Source organism: Larkinella humicola, assembly GCF_008727875.1.
In the GTDB taxonomy this organism is placed as follows: domain Bacteria; phylum Bacteroidota; class Bacteroidia; order Cytophagales; family Spirosomataceae; genus Larkinella; species Larkinella humicola.
In genome coordinates, this window is the sequence record NZ_VTWS01000001.1 from 1,564,558 (window position 1) to 1,582,316 (window position 17,759).

12 protein-coding genes are annotated in these 17,759 nt (G+C 51.5%); 7 read left to right on the top strand and 5 right to left on the bottom strand.

Annotation, left to right across the window (positions count from 1 at the left end; genetic code table 11):
* The first annotated feature begins 88 nt into the window (after positions 1-88).
* Positions 89-1,213, top strand: coding sequence for a hypothetical protein (locus F0P93_RS06705; protein ID WP_225309387.1), 1,125 nt, complete (start codon positions 89-91; stop codon positions 1,211-1,213).
* A 220-nt stretch (positions 1,214-1,433) separates the two neighbouring features.
* Here F0P93_RS06705 and mutS read toward each other — a convergent pair whose 3' ends face one another.
* On the bottom strand, positions 1,434-4,121 hold the full coding sequence (gene mutS / locus F0P93_RS06710) for a DNA mismatch repair protein MutS (protein WP_150875562.1): 2,688 nt from the start codon (positions 4,119-4,121) through the stop codon (positions 1,434-1,436).
* A gap of 228 nt (positions 4,122-4,349) precedes the next feature.
* Here mutS and F0P93_RS06715 point away from each other — a divergent pair, with 228 nt between their 5' ends.
* From F0P93_RS06715 to F0P93_RS06725, 3 genes are all read left to right on the top strand, one after another.
* Positions 4,350-4,895: an RNA methyltransferase gene (locus F0P93_RS06715; RefSeq protein ID WP_150875563.1), complete on the top strand. Its 546-nt coding sequence runs from the start codon at positions 4,350-4,352 to the stop codon at positions 4,893-4,895.
* A gap of 77 nt (positions 4,896-4,972) precedes the next feature.
* Positions 4,973-5,422: a hypothetical protein gene (locus tag F0P93_RS06720; protein ID WP_150875564.1), complete on the top strand. Its 450-nt coding sequence runs from the start codon at positions 4,973-4,975 to the stop codon at positions 5,420-5,422.
* A 435-nt stretch (positions 5,423-5,857) separates the two neighbouring features.
* Positions 5,858-7,144: a sensor histidine kinase gene (locus F0P93_RS06725; RefSeq protein WP_150875565.1), complete on the top strand. Its 1,287-nt coding sequence runs from the start codon at positions 5,858-5,860 to the stop codon at positions 7,142-7,144.
* Positions 7,145-7,219: 75 nt separating this feature from the next.
* On the opposite strand, the gene F0P93_RS06730 is transcribed toward F0P93_RS06725, so the two are convergent.
* The gene (locus F0P93_RS06730; RefSeq protein WP_150875566.1) at positions 7,220-11,008 is read right to left on the bottom strand and encodes a PVC-type heme-binding CxxCH protein; all 3,789 of its coding nucleotides are present in this window, start codon (positions 11,006-11,008) and stop codon (positions 7,220-7,222) included.
* 24 nt (positions 11,009-11,032) lie between these two features.
* Positions 11,033-12,151: a Gfo/Idh/MocA family protein gene (locus F0P93_RS06735; RefSeq protein WP_150875567.1), complete on the bottom strand. Its 1,119-nt coding sequence runs from the start codon at positions 12,149-12,151 to the stop codon at positions 11,033-11,035.
* Positions 12,152-12,450: 299 nt separating this feature from the next.
* On the opposite strand from F0P93_RS06735, the gene F0P93_RS06740 reads away from it, so the two are divergent.
* Both F0P93_RS06740 and F0P93_RS06745 read left to right on the top strand, forming a co-directional pair.
* Positions 12,451-13,323 carry an AraC family transcriptional regulator gene (locus tag F0P93_RS06740; protein WP_150875568.1) on the top strand — a complete coding sequence of 291 codons (873 nt, stop codon included), beginning with the start codon at positions 12,451-12,453 and terminating at the stop codon, positions 13,321-13,323.
* Between the two features lie 37 nt (positions 13,324-13,360).
* Positions 13,361-14,701 (top strand): sigma-54-dependent transcriptional regulator, encoded by a 1,341-nt coding sequence (locus tag F0P93_RS06745; protein ID WP_150875569.1) that lies wholly within the window; start codon positions 13,361-13,363, stop codon positions 14,699-14,701.
* A 62-nt stretch (positions 14,702-14,763) separates the two neighbouring features.
* Here the strand turns inward: F0P93_RS06745 and F0P93_RS06750 are convergent, their stop codons facing one another.
* Both F0P93_RS06750 and F0P93_RS06755 read right to left on the bottom strand, forming a co-directional pair.
* Positions 14,764-15,627 (bottom strand): alpha/beta fold hydrolase, encoded by an 864-nt coding sequence (locus F0P93_RS06750; RefSeq protein WP_150875570.1) that lies wholly within the window; start codon positions 15,625-15,627, stop codon positions 14,764-14,766.
* Positions 15,628-15,726: 99 nt separating this feature from the next.
* Positions 15,727-16,788 carry a PA0069 family radical SAM protein gene (locus F0P93_RS06755; RefSeq protein ID WP_150875571.1) on the bottom strand — a complete coding sequence of 354 codons (1,062 nt, stop codon included), beginning with the start codon at positions 16,786-16,788 and terminating at the stop codon, positions 15,727-15,729.
* A gap of 175 nt (positions 16,789-16,963) precedes the next feature.
* Between F0P93_RS06755 and F0P93_RS06760 the strand changes: the two genes are divergently transcribed.
* Positions 16,964-17,662, top strand: a complete 699-nt coding sequence (locus tag F0P93_RS06760; RefSeq protein ID WP_150875572.1) for a hypothetical protein — start codon at positions 16,964-16,966, stop codon at positions 17,660-17,662.
* The last annotated feature ends 97 nt before the right edge of the window (positions 17,663-17,759 follow it).

A 17,759-nucleotide genomic window follows, 5' to 3' on the forward strand; every position in this document is an offset into this window, starting at 1 on the left:
ATCCGTTTTTTTATCATTTCAGCCCTACTCTTGTACGTTTGATAAATACTTCACAAGTTTCAGTTTTTGCAACCCTTACCTTTGGAACATGAAACCGCTTTACTCGCTCTTAGCCCTGCTTTTTGTCACAGCCGTTCCACAGGTTCAGGCCCAAAAGGTTGACCTCGACCGCTTCTATTTCGACGCCGGTTATCTGATTCTCCCGAAAGAACACACCCCCGCCGATAACCGCACGTTTGGCGTTCGGGTCCTGAGTTCGCCTTCGGTCGCTTCGGCCTATCCGGAATCGGCGATCTACGAAAAAATCAATTTATCCGGGTTTCAACGGGTTGAGAACAACCCGGCGGTCGGCATTACGGTGGAATTCGGGAACGTGCGGTTTGAGAAAAGCGAAACGAAAACCCGCATCGAGGAAAAGAAAGACAAAGACGGGAAGGTTACCGACCGAATCACGTATTACAGCATGATCGTTCGGTATAGTTTCAGCGGCAATTACAAGGTTCTCGGCGCGCGCACCGACGAAAAATCGCTGAGCCGGAAGGAAAAAGAGAAAGCAAAGGAGTTGCAAAGCAACCGGTTTTTGCAAACAGCCTCTCAAGCCGGGCCGGAAAAAAGCGTCACGACCAGCGGTTATTTTCCGTCTGAATTGTCATTTACCACCGTCGAATACAAAAACCTGGCCGATGCGCGCCGGTATATCGAGCAAAACCAGCAAACGATTCGGACGGATCTGATTACGAAATACGTGACCGATGCACTTGTTCGGGTGAATGAGGATGCTAATCGCTGGTACGGCTATGTGCCGACCCAAACACGGGAATTTCTCTGGATTCTGGACTCCAAAAGCCACCCCGAATACCCGATTCAGCAGGAAGCCATCAAAGCGGTGAAGGAATTGTCGAAACGGATGACCGCCACCCAACCGATCGACCAGCTCGCCCGCGACCTGCAACCGGTGCTGGATTATTTTCAGGAGCTGAAAACCAAATACCCCGGCTCGGACAAACGCAACCAGAAAATGCGGTATTCGGCTTTTTATAACCTGATGGTTTTGAACTATTTCCTCGACCGGCCCGATCAGGCGATGGAAGAAGCCGACGGCCTGATCAACAATGGTTACGATACGAAAGACGGCGAAAAATACCTGGGCTGGTCGGAGGAACTGAAAAAGATGCTGGCGAAACACCAAATGGCGTCGCGGCATGTGCAGTAAATTAGAGACAACTTTTAGTAGTGTAGGTTTAGATTTTATCAAATGATAATGAACCAATTAAGTGCCAGAGGCACGAAATGTTTGTAGCAACGACACTAGGCCAACTCTTCTCTCGTGCCTTTAGGTACGTAACGATCAGGATTGGTACCTAAGGCACACTTAAAACACAAGGTGACTATTCTAACTACAAACATGTCGTGCCGCTGACACTTGGTCGGTTTTATTCAATCATCTTCAACAACTCGTTCAGTTTCAGCAGGGCCTCGATCGGCGTCAGTGTATTGATATCCAGCTTACGCAGTTTTTCCTTGATGGCTTCGGCTTTGGGATCACCGGCTTCGAAAATCTTGAGCGTGATGTCACTCGCCCGGGGCAAGTCCCGCAACGCTTCGCGTTTGGTATCGCCCGAACCTTCCCGCTGGCTTTCCAATTGTTGCAGAATTTCACCGGCCCGGCTGACAATGCCCGTCGGCATCCCGGCCATCTGCGCCACGTGAATCCCGAAGCTGTGCTCGCTCCCGCCCTCCTTCAGCTTCCGCAGGAAAATGACTTTATTGCCCATTTCCTTGACGGCCACGTTGAAGTTTTTGATGCGGGGTAAATCCGTCGCCAGTTCGTTCAGTTCGTGGTAGTGGGTGGCAAACAACGTTTTCGCGCGGTAGGTCGGGTGGTTGTGCAGGTATTCGGCAATCGACCAGGCAATGGAAACACCGTCGTAGGTGCTGGTTCCCCGCCCGATTTCGTCCATGATCACCAGACTCCGTTCGCTGAGGTTGTTCAGGATGCTGGCGGTTTCGGTCATCTCAACCATAAACGTCGATTCGCCCCGCGACAGGTTGTCGGAAGCCCCGACTCGCGTAAAAATCTTGTCGACAATGCCAATTTCCGCTTCCGATGCCGGTACGAAACTGCCCGTCTGCGCCATCAGCACAATCAGAGCGGTTTGGCGCAGGAGCGCCGATTTCCCGGCCATGTTGGGACCAGTGATGATGATGATCTGCTGGGTTTCGTCGTCTAGATAGAGGTCATTCGGCACATACGGTTCGCCGGGCGGTAGTTGCTGTTCGATCACCGGATGTCGTCCGTCTTTGATCTGCAAAACCTTCGAATTGGTGATCGTCGGTTTGGTATAACGGTTTTTCTCGGCAATGCGGGCAAACGACGCCAGCACATCCAGCACCGAAATCACCCGGGCGTTCTGCTGAATGTGATTCACATATTCGCCTGCCGCCAGTACCAGATCATTGAACATCCGCTGTTCGATGCTGAAAATCTGGTCTTCGGCGTTCAGAATTTTGTCTTCGTATTCTTTCAGTTCCGGGGTAATGTAGCGTTCGGCATTCACCAGCGTCTGCTTCCGAATCCACTCCGCCGGAACCCGGGATTTGTGGGCGTTCGACACTTCCAGATAATACCCAAACACCTTATTATAAGCCACTTTAAGCGACGAAATACCGGTGCGCTGCACCTCCCGGTTTTGCAACTGCACGAGGTAATCTTTCCCGGAAAAGGCAATGGCGTGCAAACCGTCCAAGTCGGCATTGACGCCACTTTTGATCATACCGCCCTGGTTGCTCAGCACCGGCGCTTCATCGCGCAATTCCGCTTCAATTTTGTCGACCAGAAACGTACAGGCATTGAGTTGATCGGCGTATTTTTTTATCGATGACGTCATCGGCTGTTGCGCCAGCGCCGTGATCAACAATTCTTTAATGGGCAGAATGTGCGACAAGGACCGTTTCAGTTGCACCATTTCGCGGGGAGAAATCCGCCGAACGGCCACTTTGGAAATCAATCGTTCCAGATCGCCGATCTGCTTCAGGTGGAGTTCCAGCGACTCCCGCAGGCTCGGCCCATCGGCGCCCTGTGCGGCATCGCCGTGGCCGGTTTTGAGGAGTTCGACGGTATTGAGCCGTTCTTCAATCAGCGGTTTGTCTTTCAACGGCAACAACAGCCACTTCCGCAGCAGCCGGGCACCCATCGGCGTAACGGTCTGATCCAGAATCTGAATCAGCGGAATTCCACCATCCTGTTGCGACGCTACCAGCTCCAGGTTCCGAATCGTAAACCGGTCAAGCCAAACGTATTTATCCTCTTCCAGCCGCGTCAGCCGGGCAATGTGGTCGATATCTTTGTGCTCGGTTTCATTCAGGTAATGCAAAATGACGCCAGCGGCCACAATGCCGTCGGTCAGCCCTTCGACGCCGAAGCCTTTCAGGGAAGACGTCTGGAAATGCTGGGTCAGCAAGGGATAGGCAAAGTCGTAGGTAAACGCCCAATCGTCCAGTGTATACGTATTGAATTTATCGCCAAACTGTTCGACAAAATCCTTGCGGTATTTTTTACAGAACAGGATTTCGGACGGATTAAAACTTTGCAGGAGTTTATCGGCATAAGCCGCATTGCCCTGCGAGGTTAGAAATTCCCCGGTCGAAATGTCCAGAAACGCCACGCCAAACTGGGCATCGGCGCCCGAGCCTTTGGCAAAGTGAACCGCAGCCAGGTAGTTGTTCCGGCGCGTATCCAGCACGTTGTCGTTGAAGGAAACGCCGGGCGTCACCAGTTCCGTCACCCCGCGTTTGACGATTCCTTTCGCCATGGCCGGGTCTTCGAGCTGGTCGCAGATCGCCACGCGCTCACCCGCCCGAACCAGTTTGGGCAGGTAGGTATCGAGCGAATGGTGCGGAAAACCGGCCAGGTCTTCGTTGGCTCCGCCGTTGTTCCGTTTGGTCAGCGTAATGCCCAGAATCCGGCTGGCTTTGATGGCGTCTTCGCCGAAAGTTTCGTAAAAATCCCCCACGCGAAAAAGCAGGATGGCACCGGGGTATTTGACTTTAATCTGGTTGTATTGCCGGTTAAGGGGGGTTTCGGTCGGTTTCTTGACAAGCTTCGTGCTGGTACTTTTCACAAATTCCGGATGCTTAATTTAAACAAAAATACGAAATTTTAGGGAGAGGGCGGTCTTCTCATCCGGCTTGTTCTCGATAAAGACTCATTTGTTTGTCCTTTCCGGAAAAGAACATAAATTTCGGTCCCTCATCCACCCATGCCATGAACACCCGATTTCTTCATCCTCTATCACCAGCCTTTTGGTCGTCAACTGCCTGGTAACAACCTCGATTTTAAACTCACTCAGATGCCCAGAAAAGTCAGTCTCGACGAACTCAATCGCCTAACCGTCGAAGACTTTAAAACCGCCGACAAATACCCGTACGTTTTAATTTTAGATAGTGTCCGGAGCCTCAACAACGTCGGGTCGGTGTTCCGCACGGCCGATGCCTTCCGGGCAGAGAAAATCTACCTTTGCGGCATCACCGGTACACCACCCCACCGCGACATCACCAAGACGGCCCTCGGCGCCACCGAATCGGTCGATTGGGAGCATGTTCAGGATGTAGTTGGGTTAATCGACGGGTTGAAACAGGAAGGCTGGATCATCGCAGCCATCGAGCAGGCCGAGGGCAGCGTCGGTTTGCAGGATTTCGAGCCGCTGGCTAACAAAAAGTTTGCATTTGTGTTTGGTAATGAGGTTGCCGGTGTCAATTCGAGTATTATTGAGCAAGCCGACCTGGTGCTGGAAATCCCCCAATATGGCACCAAACACTCGCTCAACATCGCCGTCAGTGCGGGCATCGTTTGCTGGGATTTTCTAACAAAACTTAACAAAAACTTAACACACTGATTTTGTTTTTCCTGTTTCTTTCGTTGTTGTTTGTAGATTTTTTTATTTACCGCAGTATACCTTAACAACATTCCCATATGAAGACCAAAAAAAAATCGCTGGCAACTGAAATTGCAAGTTCGATTGAAACCAAATTGACTGAGGTGGGCGAACAGTCGAAAAAAGTAAAGAAAGCCATCGAAAAAGCCGCCGAAAAATTAGCCGACCGGGTCAGCAAGCTCTTTAAGAAAGAAGAAGAAAAGAAGAAAAAGCAACTGGCAAAGGCGAAGAAAAAAGCCGATCAGAAAGGCAAAAAAGTCGCTAAAAAGCTCAAAAAAAACACCGTAAAGGCGACTGACAACGGTCACGAGAAGGTTTCTGCACCCGAAAAAGAAACGCCGGCACCCAAAGCTGCAGCCACTCCCAAAGCACCCGCCAAGCCCAAACCGGCACCGGCTACCAAACCGACGGCAACCCGTACGACACCAGCAACCCGAAAAGCACCTGCCCCAAAACCGGCACCCGAAACCAGCCCATCCGAATCCTGAAAATAAGGATCCTTCCCCTATTCTTGTAAACTTTTTTTTGCGTAGAGCGGTTGCTCTACGCTTTTTTTGTTTTTTCTCTAAACCTCTTTCAATCTGATACTTACAAAAAAATATTGAATGAGTATCGCCATGGAATCACGTTTAAACATACGTTAATTAGAACTTTTTCTTGTTATAAATTTGAATTATTGCTTATTGTTCAATTAATTAGCATAATAAGTACCTTATATCTAACGTCTGATAAATACCTATTATTGTTTCTCTCTATCCTACTACGTTAACCTCCATTAACAGAGCATCACCTGCTCAAACGCCAGACCAGACTCTTAACACGTGTAAGTTTTTCGTAAAAAAATCCTTGAATAGCTGACTTTCAAAAGATTCGTTCGTCTAAACGGAGTATAGTCTATCAAGCCACCTAACTTGACATAACACATGTCACGACTGACTACCCGTATTCTGATTGCACTCTCCATCCTGTCGATTGTTGGCATTGTGTCGACGCAGGTTTATTGGGTCAGGAAGGCGTATGAATTGCGCGAACGGCAGTTTCTGCAAACCGTTACCAAAGCTTTGAGCGAAGTGGCCCGGCGTGTAGCCCGCCCTGAAACCGGCGTGCCCGTTGGGGTTCAGGTCGTTACTTTATCTCCGTCATATTATCTGGTTAATCTGGATGCGCCGATCGATCCCCAAAAACTGGACTTTTTTCTGGGGGCTGAACTGGAAATTCACCAGATCCTGACCACGTTCGAGTATGGTGTCTATGATAACAATGCCGGACAGATTATCTATGAAAACTCCTCCCGGCAACCCGATCAACCGGCCCTATCCGCCGGCAAGAATAAGCCCTCTGCGTCATCGCCCTATTATTTTGTCGTCCGTTTCCCCAATCAGGTTCAATACCTGACCCAGCAACTGGACAACTGGATTCTGGCCTCTCTGATCGTGTTGCTGCTCACCTGCTTCTTCATGTACCTGTTTTACCGCATGCTCACGCAGAAAAACCAGACGGATGACCAGCGGGAATTCATCAACAACATGACACACGAGCTTCAGACGCCCATTACGTCAATCAAAATTGCCGCCGACGTGTTGTCGTCTCCCAAAATCATTGAACAGCCCGAGCGAATGCTGAAATACGTACGGATGGTGCAGGAAGAAACCCTGCGGCTCCAGCAGCAGGTCGAGACGGTTTTGACGGTAGCCCGTTCCGACAATAAGGGTGCCTTCAAACTGAATCAGGTTCCCATCGACATGCACGAACTGTTGTTCCACCTGGCGGAACGGCATGGTGATTACCTGCATCTGGAGCTGGAAGCACACTACCCGATCGTTCAGGCTGACCGTTTGCACCTGACCAATGTACTGGGGAATTTAGTCGATAACGCGGTTAAATATACCCCTGCCAATCCGTTCATTCAGTTGATCACCCGCAATGAGAATGGCCAGTTCGTTCTTTTTGTTCAGGACAACGGCATTGGGATTGCGCCCGAACACCAGCCCCACATTTTCAACGCGTATTACCGTGCACCGGGTACCAACACCCACAGTGTCAAAGGGTTCGGACTTGGACTAAGCTACGTACAGAAGATCGTAAAAGCCCACCGCTGGAAATTAAGCGTCAGCAGCGCCCCCGGTCAGGGAAGCACCTTCAGCATCCGGATTCCACAACCAACCGTTCAGCCCATCCGCAGCCAGAAAGAGTTAAGAGTTAAAAATTAAGAGTTAAAAGTTGGCTGACGCAAGAACAATGCGTCAGCCAACTTTTAACTCTTAATTTTTAACTCTTAACTCCCTTTATTTAGCCGCTTTCTCAGCCGGAGCGGTTTTTACCCGCATGATTCCGTTCATGATCCGCCAGTGGCCGGGGAAAGTACACACGAATGGATAATCGCCGGGTTGGGCCGGAGCCGTGAACTTCAACCGGTAAGTTTGCTCAGGATTGACCAGGGGCGACGATGCCACCACCTGCGGGATAGACGGTACATAATTCCGTTCTGCACCATCTTTCGCCGTAATCAGCTTATCGGCAGCCGCGCCAATGATCTCCAACGACTTTGGTTTACCGACCACAATGTTATGCTGCATGGCGTCGGTGTTCTCGAAAATGATTTCGACCTGTTTGCCGGCCGTTACCGTAAATTCTTTTTTGTCAAACTGCAACGCTTCCTTGATCGGCTTGATGCGAACGGTTTCGACATTCGGATCGGCCGCAGGTTCGGCCGATACACCCCAGGCCTGCAACACCCGATTCATCCGCTCCCGGTTCTCACTGGGAATCGTAGAGACCAGGCTGGCGACAAACGATTTGTCAGCCTCATTCAGTGTTGCCTTCCGCCGGAATCCCCAGCCATCGGAAATTCCTTTCACAATGGCAGTGCTACCCGTAGCGTCAAGCTGTTGTGACAGCCGGAGCAACCCAACAACCGCGTCCGCCGGTGCTGCCGAGGTATAATTCCGAATCGCCCGTTCCAACACAAACGCACTCATGCTTTGCGGAGGACGATAGGTCAGTTTATGCGTAAATCCATTGTTATTTTCATTTCCTTCGGCCAGAACGTTGTTCCCATCCACGGTAGCCACCACCGAATAGTCTCCGGCCGTCTCAAACGAAACCGTAAAGTTGGTATTCCAGGGACCGTTGTTTCCTTCCTGAATGACCACGGTTTCGCCGGGTTTGATTCCCGTCGTGTGCTTCTGGCTAACATACTCCATTTTCCGGCCCTGCCCTTCAATCCGAATCGCCAGCGGAATCGGGGTTCCTTCCGGAATGGCGACACCGCCCCGGTTGGTTACTTCGACAAAAATGCGGGTCGATTCACGAACATACGGAGAAGCCGGTTCAGTGCGCACTTTTGTGATCACCAGATCCGGTTTATCACTCGAAGAAGCCATTGTCGGAGCAGGCTGCGCGGTGGCTTGAGCCGTCATGGCCGCGTGGTCGTGGTGGCCGCTCATCATCGATTCCGGTGCTTTCGAACCCGTCTTGCTGTTCTGCACCATTTGTTTCAGAAACGTCTGCATCAGCTTCCCGTCGTGGCTCGTCAACGCACAGGCAAAAGCATCCGGCAACCAGCGGTCGTTCACTTCTTTGGCGTCGTTCAGGCGCGTCAGAACGGCGGTTTCTACCGCAGGCGTCAACGGCATTTCCGACAAGGCCAGCAATGTATTCAAAACCACCAGTGGTTCTTTGTCATTCAGTGCATTGGCTTGCAGCAACGCACTGGCTGATGCTTCGTTCCGGGGCAATACCTGAACGGCGGTTTTACGAACCCCGGCACAGGCGTGTTTCAAAGCTGCCGTGGCGGTTTGCAATGCGTTGGCATCCGAACCGTCCAGCGCCCCCAACCCCTGCAACGTCCACAGGGCGTGGATGGCCGACGGGTTAATCCCGATTTCATCCAGCGTCTGGTCTTTCACCAGATCCAGCAGTTGCGGCACGACATCTTTCTGCCCACGCTCTACCAGCAACCGCTGTGCTGTCTGACGCCAGAACATGTTGTTGTTTTTTAAAGCCGCTACCAATTCCGCCGGACGATCCTTGCTCAGCGACAAAGGCGTATAGGCCGGGGCTTTTTTGTAGGCAACCCGGTAAATCCGACCGTGGGTAAAATCGCGTAAATCCGTCTGGTACGCATTTCCCGGTCCATTCTGTGCCCCTTTCGGCGTGGGGTTGTGTTGAATAATGTAGCTGTACCAATCGACGACCCAAACCGCTCCGTCGGGACCTACCTCGGCAAAAACCGGGGCGACCCACTCATCGGCACCGGCCAGCAGGTTGAAACCCAGCCCTTCGCTGTCGTCAAAATCGGTCCCTTTTTTCACCATGATGTTCTGGTGCAGAATGTGACCGGTTGGCTCCGATACGAAAGCCACTTTATTCCAGTAACTTTTCGGAAAGGCCCGGGCCGTGTAGAAATTATGCCCGGCTGCCGCCGTAAAGCCTCCAAACACATCGACCTGCCGCACTTTTTCCGTAATCGGTTTCATGTCCTTGTGCGTATCGGTACCCCGACTGCCACTACCCAGACCGCCGGGAAAATACCGGTGCGGAATGGCCATATACCAGCCGTGGGAGTTGTTGGCCGTTGAGCCGAATACGTCGCCGGTTTCGTTGAACGCCATTCCCCAGGTGTTGTTGGAGGTGCTCGTCACGAATTCAAGCTTTGAGCCATCGGGTTTGAAGCGAAAAAATCCTTGTGAAAATTTGAGACTATCGGCGCCCACTTTTCCCACAAAACCGGAATAACCGATGCAACCCCAGACCCAGTTGTCGAAACCGACGTGCAGGTTGGAAGGCCCGGCGTGGGTATCACCCGTTCCGAAACCGGTAAACACAATCCTTTTCTCGTCGGCCTTGTCATCGCCGTTGGTATCTTTCAAAAACAGCATGTGCGGTGCCTGTGACACCATGATTCCACCGTTGACAAACGCCAAACCGGTCGGAATACTCAGGCCATCGGCGAACTTGGTAAACTTATCCGCCTTGCCGTCTTTGTTGGTATCTTCACAAATGAGGATGTAGTCGGTTCCTCCCGTGTCTTTCCGTTCGTTCGGATAATCCTTGGTAATCAACACAAAAAGCCGTCCGCGCTCATCCCACGCCATCGCAATCGGGTGCATCACATCGGGTTCGTGGGCAAACTGTTCCAACGTAAAATCGACCGGCACCTGAATGTGTTTCATCGACTCTTCGGGCGATAACGGCAACTGACGCATTTGCGGTCCCGAGCGTTTTTCGTAGTTTGGCAAATTAGCCTCAACATACTGGAAGGTTTGCGGTTTCAGATCGTCGTGCAACTTTTTCACCTTGTCGCCCACCGCCCAGAGAATGCCCTGTTCGATCAAATCCTGAAAACCGGGGACATTCCACGTCCGTTGGTCGTGGCCGTAGGCCGTGTAAAAAACCCGGCCTTTGCCATAATTGCGCGTCCAGGTATACGGTTCGGTTTTCTGACCCGGTTTATCTTTTTCCTGATCGGCCTTGATGTCACGCACCGCCAGCACGTTGTTGTCGGCCTGGAGTTTTTCGTGCAGGTACGTTTCGTCGTAGGCTTTAAACGGTTTCAGGCCCATAATGGCCGGGTGGCCGGGCTGAACGGTTAAGGTTTGAATGGTATCCATCTGGTGTCGCCAGAATTGCCCCCCCACCATTTTGACGTATTCCGGCGAATTCCGGAAACAGTACGAAGCGCAGTGAACCGGAATCAGGCCTTTGCCACCGGCCACGAAATCGATCAGCGCCTTTTCCTGGGGCTGCGGAATGCTGTCCCAGTTGGCGTAAATCAGCAAACCGTCGTATTTTGCCAGGTTTTCGGCATTGATGTCTTCCAGCCGATCGGTGTAGGTCAGGTTAATGCCTTTATCCCCCAACGCAGCCATCAGTTCCGGCACGCGTTCCGACGGGCGGTGGTGGCCGTTATCGCCCAGAAACAGAATTTCCGTCCGGCGGGGCTGGTCAGGATTCGTGGTCGAAACGCCGGGGCGTCCGCCCATGTCGCGTGGACTGCTGGCCGGTTGCCGACGGGCGCAATCGGTTAGCAGAATCACCAGACCCAGGGTCAGGAATACATTAAAGTTTTTCATAGTGGGTTGTTTTAACGCGTGGTTTTATAAACTCCCATAATCCGGCAGATTCTTCAGCTTGCCGCCTTCCATCGCCGAGTCGTGTGCCAGAATGCCGACGCTCGTCCAGTTGGCCGATTGCACGGCATTGGGGAACGGGTCGCGGTCTTCGACAATGGCCGACACAAATTCGTGCACCATGTGCGGGTGTGAACCGCCGTGACCACTACCCTGAATGAAGGACAAGTGGGCGTTATCTTCCTCGTTGTAAACCCCCTGGGTCGTGAACGACTGAATTTCAGCGGGCAGATAGTGCGCAAAATCCGGCACTTTTACCCGTTCCGGAATTTCGGGTTCGGGCTTTTTGGCCGTATGAATAACCGGGTCTTCGCCTTCGATCAGTGGCCATTCAAAGGACTTCAGCGAGCCGTAGACTTCAAAACTTTCGCGGTATTGACGGGCGGTATCGAACAGCGACCGGTAGACATAAGCCGATAAGTCGCTGTCTTTGAACTTAATGTGGGCCGATTCAACCGCAAACGGGGAGTTGTAATGCGGAATCAGTTCTTCCCGGATCGTTCCTGAACCGAAGCACGACACATATTCGGCCTCCAGTTGCAGCAAACCGGCCACCGGGCCAACGCAATGGGTAGCGTAGTGCATGGGTGGCAAACCGGGCCAGTAGCCGGGCCAGCCGTCCATGTCCTGCTGGTGGCTGGCTTTCAGAAACTGGATTTTCCCCAGCTCTCCTTTTTCATATAATTCCTTGACAAACAGAAACTCACGGCTATACACCACGGTTTCCATCATCATGTATTTTTTGCCGGTTTCGTTGCAGGTTTTTACAATTTCCATGCATTCTTCCACTGAAGTTGCCATCGGAACCGTGCAGGCCACGTGTTTCCCGGCGCGCAGGGCTTTCAGGGTCTGTTCAGCGTGGTTGTGAATCGGCGAATTGATGTGAACGGCATCGACGTTGGGATCGGCCAGCAGGTCGTCGATGTTACTGTAGCGTTTTTCGATGCCGAACGCATCACCAATTTCATTGAGTTTTTCCGTATTGCGCTGGCAAATGGCATACATGTTCGTATGCGGGTGACGCTGGTAAATGGGGATGAACTCGGCTCCGAAGCCCAGTCCGACGATGGCAATATTGATTTTCATACCGGTAGAACGGATTTTCCGACCCGTCTCTCTTTGGATTTAGAACCGGTCTGCAACCAAACTTTAACGAGTTGCAGCCGTGAAGTGATGAAATTAATAAATAATTTGGGTTGCTGATTGCAAAAATTCGGGATGAACAAACCCGTTGATTCCGGCTTATTCCTATTTATTCTCAATCAATTACTACAAAAGTAAGGAACATTTTACGATTCTTCTCGGCTTTTCTTGTCAAATACCGATTGTATTTTAACTAAAAAAGTTTGATAAATTTGTGAAAGACAGCAAAAGAGAGCAAACTTATGCGAATTGCCCTACGAAAAGACCTGGAACCGGTTGCTTCTTCATTCATCGTGAAAGAGCTTGTTGAACCACACTTCGACCCCAACTGGCATTTTCACCCGCACTACCAGTTGTTTCTGGTAGTGGAAGGAACCGGCACCCGGTTTATAGGCGACTCAATCAAACCGTTTTCGGAGGGTGATCTGGTTTTTCTCGGTCCGAATTTACCGCATCTCTGGCGGAGCGATCACGCGTTTTTTCAGCGCGATTCCGGTCTGATAACCCGGGGCATTGTCGTCTATTTCCCGGAGGATTTTCTGGGTGACCACTTCTTCGACAAACCGGAAATGAGCCTGATCCAGCAGTTGCTCGAACACGCCCGCCGGGGCCTGGAATGGACCGGACCGAGCCAGAAAATGGTGCAGGAGACCTTGCAGCAGCTAGCCAGCCAACCGGTTAATTTCAACCGCGTCATGACCTTGCTCAGCTTGCTCGACGAACTCTCCCACGCCGTCGACTACCGGTTTATTACCAGCCTGGGGTATACCAACACGGTGAAACCGTCGGAGACCGACCGGATGCAACAGGTGCATAATTACGTGCTGGGGCATTTTCACGACGACATCAGTCTGGATTCCGTGGCCGATCTGGCGGGGATGACCCCCCCCGCTTTTTGTCGTTATTTTAAAGCCCGAGCCAACAAGACGTTTTCTGAATTTGTATCCGAAATCCGGATCGGCCATTCCTGTAAACTTCTGATGGAAGGCAAGTTGAGTGTCACGCAGGTCAGCTACGAAAGCGGCTATCGCACACTCTCCAACTTCAATCGGCAGTTCAAGGGCATTACCGGCCAGACCCCGTCGGAATATGTCCGCACCGTTCGGGCGGTCTAACAACGTCCAACTGCCTTGTTTTGCTATCTTTGCGCCCATGCAAGGCACTATTCTCATTATCGACGACGAAGACCGGCTTCGCCAACTCCTGGCCCGACTCCTCAGCCTTGAAGGGTATCATGTTCTGGAAGCTAACAACGCCCGCAACGGTCTTCGGGTGCTGGAACAGGAAGACATTCACCTGGTGATCAGTGATGTAAAATTGCCCGACAAAAACGGCATCGACCTCACAGCCCAGATCAGGCAACAGTATCCCGCCACCGAAATCATTGTCCTGACCGCATTCGGTACCATTGCCGACGGTGTTACCGCCATTAAAAACGGTGCGTTCGATTACATTACGAAAGGGGATGACAACGATCGAATCATTCCGCTCGTCAGCCGGGCCATCGAAAAAGCCCAGTTGCAGTTTCGGATTCGTCAACTGGAAGAAAAAGTCAGCAAACGGTACGGTTTCGAAAGCATTATCGGCGAATCGAAACCCATCAAACAAGCTATTGACCTGGCCCGAAAAGTGGCAGTGACCGATACGACCGTGTTGCTGACCGGCGAAACCGGAACGGGAAAAGAAGTGTTTGCACAGGCGATTCATCAGGCCAGTCCCCGGCGGTCGGGTGCGTTCGTAGCGGTCAATTGCAGTGCACTGGGAAAAGAAATTCTGGAAAGTGAACTCTTTGGCCACCGCGCCGGAGCGTTTACCGGGGCCGTCCGTGACAAAAAAGGATTGTTCGAGGAGGCCAACAAGGGGACTATTTTTCTGGACGAAATCGGCGAAATGGCCCTCGACCTGCAGGCCAAACTACTCCGGGTGCTGGAAATGCACGAGTTTATCCGGGTTGGCGATACCAAACCGACAAAAGTGGATGTGCGCGTTATAGCCGCCACCAACCGTGATCTGGAGCGCGAAGCTACCGCCGGACAATTTCGACTGGATCTGTACTACCGGCTGTCGGTATTCCGGATCGAGTTGCCTTCGCTTCGCGACCGACGCGACGACATTCCGGCTTTGGCAAAGCAATTCGCCCGGCAGAGTGCCCTAAAAATTGGAAAGCGTGATGTGCTGCTCCGGCCGGATTTTCAGCAAAAACTGGGGCAGCATGATTGGAAAGGAAATATTCGGGAGCTAAAAAATGTGATCGAGCGGGCGGTCATCCTCGCTGATGGACCGGAATTAACTCCGGAACTGCTGCCCTACGATTTGCTCTACGCCGGGAAATTTACGCCCACCGGACCGGTTTTTGATCTGGCTCAGGTCGAAGAAAACCACATCCGGCATGTTCTCCACCATACGAGTGGTAACAAAACCGAAGCCGCCCGGCTTCTCAACATCGGCCTGACCACGTTGTACCGAAAAATAGCTGAATACCAGATCAATTAAGAGTTATGAGTGAAGAGTGAAACGCGTCAGTCAACTCTTCACTCATAACTCTTAACTCTTCACTAATACGTTGTTTCTGTCACTGTGGTAGTTGACGTAATGAACGAAAGGAGGTCTTCATTCAATTCGTCTTTTTGCGTAAAATACAAACCGTGTGGTTCTCCTTCATACACCAGCAATTGCGATTGTGGAATCAGTTCGTGCGTTTTCTGACCGGAAGATTCGAAGGGTACGGTTTGATCCGCATCACCGTGAATAATGAGCGTTGGAACCGTAACGGCTGCCAGATCTGATCGGAAATCCGTACTCGAAAACGCCTTTGCGCATTCAATCGTCGCCCGGGGTGACCCCAGCAAGGCCAGGGTTTGGTCCCACTTCAGATGCGAATCACTCACGGGGTGGTTCAGCATGTTGACGCCGTAAAACTGTTTGCCAAACGAGGCTAAAAAGTCGGCCCGATCAGCCTGCATTTTCTCCAGCATTTCGTCAAACACCGACTGATCGACACCATCCGGATTGTCTTCCGTTTTCAGCATGTAGGGCGTTACCGCACTTACCAGCACAATTTTTGAAACCCGATCCGAGCCATACCGGCTCAGATACCGGACGACTTCGCCCCCGCCCATTGAAAAGCCAACCAGGGTCACATTCGTCAAATCCAGTTCGTCCAGAACCGCTTTCAAATCAGCAGCTAACGTGTCATAATCATATCCATCCCAGGGTTTCGACGACTTTCCAAACCCCCGGCGGTCGTAGGCGATGCAGCGCAACCCGTGTTTGGGCAATTCGGTTAATTGATACTCCCACATCTCGTGGCTCAACGGCCAGCCGTGAATCAACACGACGGGATTTCCCGTACCCCAGTCCTGATAGAACAGATTGACCGGCTCGCCATTGCGACCGGTTCCAGCTTGAATGTAACTCATAACGTTGATTAATTAAAAAGTTTTGCCATACTAACGTAAGCTTCCGGCAGACGGTTTTTTATTTTGCAAAAACTGACGGAAAGTTGGCGCAAAATCGCTTTAACTGAACAGATTAAGCTGTCTCTTCCGCAGGAAACGGGTTGTATCCAGTTTTGGGAAAGCCTGGTTGGGCATGTATTTCTGGAGGGCAATCTCGTGGAACTGCCGGATCTGTTCAGCAAACTTGCCCTCGCCCGACATCCGCGTCCCAAACCGCGAATCGTTCAACTGTCCGCCGTGACACTCGCGGATCTGGTTCAGCACTTTGTCAGCCCGATCCGGGTAATTTTTGCGAATCCAATCTTCAAACAACGGCCCAATGGCGCCATTCAGACGCACAATGGTGTATCCCGCACACGATGCCCCGTGTCGGGCAGCCGCTTCGATCAGCTTTGGAATTTCCTGATCCGTCAGCCCGGGAATAATCGGCGCCGTCATTACGCCCACCGGAATACCGGCTTTCGTGAGTTCAGCCACAACCTGCAACCGCCGTTTGGCCGTCACCGTCCGGGGTTCCATCGCCTGACGTAGTTTATCATCCAGGGTTGTGATGGTGATCAGAACCATCACAAGATTTTGAGCTGCCAACTGCTGCAACAGGTCTATATCCCGCAAGATGAGCGCATTTTTCGTAATGATGCTAACCGGATTTCGGTACATCAGGCACAGTTCCAGAATCCGGCGGGTCAATTGAAACCGGCGCTCGGCGGGCTGGTAGCAATCGGTATTTCCAGAGAGGTGAATGATTTCCGGTTCGTAATTTTTCGAGAGGAACTCCTTCTCCAGCAAAACCGGTGCATTTTTTTTGACCATGATCTTGCTCTCGAAATCAAGCCCCGCCGAAAAGCCCCAAAACTCGTGCGAGTTCCGGGCATAGCAGTAAATACAGCCGTGTTCACAACCCATATACGGATTCACTGATGCGATAAAGCCGATGTCCGGGCTATTGGGGCGGCTAATAATCTGTTTGGGAGTTTCTTCAAAAAACTGCGTTCGAACGGTCGGTTCCGGGAAATCGTCGTCGGGAACATTTTGTTCCTCGTCGGGTTCTATCCGCAAGGCCTGAAAGCGGTTTGGGGCATTGAACTGGGCTCCACGCCCTTTTAAGTAGTCGTTTTTCATAACCTTGAGTCGTCAGCGGCTCCGCGTGTAATAATATAAGTAAAACATGTATCACACAACTAAAATACAAATTATTGTCTTTGTGAAGAAATTGTACGCAGCCGCCTGTTAATTTTTCTTAAATAACCCTCTTACTTTGCCTACCTTTTTGATAATATCGAACTTGCCGTCGATTATGAGACTTTTATTCTTCTTCCTTTTTATATCAGTTGCATCGCTGGCCCAAACGCCGAAGTACATTATTGGCAAAGTACTGGACCAGGAAACCGGTCGGGGCGTGACCAACGCCAGCGTCATCAACAAACGTTCGCTGGCCGTCGGACGCACCAATCAGATTGGCAATTATTACCTCCAGGTAAAACCGGGAGATTCGGTGATTATTACCAGCCCTACCCACGGACGGATGGCTTTTCTGTGGGACGGAACCACGCAACAACCTGTGATGCGAATCAAGCGACAACTGGCCGATAACGTCATCGAACTGGCGGAAGTGACCGTACGGGGCAAGCAGGAAGCCGAACTCAAGCGGGAACTCGAAATCCTGCTTGCGGAACCGGAAGCCAAACGTGGGGTATCGGGAGAACAGGTGCTGGACCGGGTGGCCTCCGGCTCCGTAATTACGCTCCTCTACGAAGCCTTCAGCAAACGCGCCAAATCCGATCGCAAAGCACTGGTGTTGATGCAGGAAGACCGTCGGCACAAACTGGCATCGTACCGTTTCGATCTGGTGGCTGGCCGGGCTACCGATCTGTCGGGGGATGAGCTCACCAAATTTAAGGATTTTTGCCGCTTCGACGACATGTTCGTCCTGCAATCCAGCGAATACGAATTGACCTTCGCCATTTTACAGCGATTAAAAGAATTCAAGCGGTGACTCCCGTGGCCGGGCACCGAAATGGCCAGAAAAATGCAATTCTGTGGTGGTGAGTAAAATCACTTACCGGAAACAAAAAAGCCATGCGGGATTTCCC

What these genes read in the sequence shown, in the direction of transcription:
- F0P93_RS06735 (WP_150875567.1), bottom strand. Translation starts at nt 12,151, where the DNA reads ATGAAAATCAATATTGCCATCGTCGGACTGGGCTTCGGAGCCGAGTTC.
- F0P93_RS06745 (WP_150875569.1), top strand. Translation starts at nt 13,361, where the DNA reads ATGCAAGGCACTATTCTCATTATCGACGACGAAGACCGGCTTCGCCAA.
- F0P93_RS06750 (WP_150875570.1), bottom strand. Translation starts at nt 15,627, where the DNA reads ATGAGTTACATTCAAGCTGGAACCGGTCGCAATGGCGAGCCGGTCAAT.
- F0P93_RS06725 (WP_150875565.1), top strand. Translation starts at nt 5,858, where the DNA reads ATGTCACGACTGACTACCCGTATTCTGATTGCACTCTCCATCCTGTCG.
- F0P93_RS06755 (WP_150875571.1), bottom strand. Translation starts at nt 16,788, where the DNA reads ATGAAAAACGACTACTTAAAAGGGCGTGGAGCCCAGTTCAATGCCCCA.
- F0P93_RS06715 (WP_150875563.1), top strand. Translation starts at nt 4,350, where the DNA reads ATGCCCAGAAAAGTCAGTCTCGACGAACTCAATCGCCTAACCGTCGAA.
- F0P93_RS06705 (WP_225309387.1), top strand. Translation starts at nt 89, where the DNA reads ATGAAACCGCTTTACTCGCTCTTAGCCCTGCTTTTTGTCACAGCCGTT.
- F0P93_RS06730 (WP_150875566.1), bottom strand. Translation starts at nt 11,008, where the DNA reads ATGAAAAACTTTAATGTATTCCTGACCCTGGGTCTGGTGATTCTGCTA.
- F0P93_RS06760 (WP_150875572.1), top strand. Translation starts at nt 16,964, where the DNA reads ATGAGACTTTTATTCTTCTTCCTTTTTATATCAGTTGCATCGCTGGCC.
- F0P93_RS06720 (WP_150875564.1), top strand. Translation starts at nt 4,973, where the DNA reads ATGAAGACCAAAAAAAAATCGCTGGCAACTGAAATTGCAAGTTCGATT.
- F0P93_RS06740 (WP_150875568.1), top strand. Translation starts at nt 12,451, where the DNA reads ATGCGAATTGCCCTACGAAAAGACCTGGAACCGGTTGCTTCTTCATTC.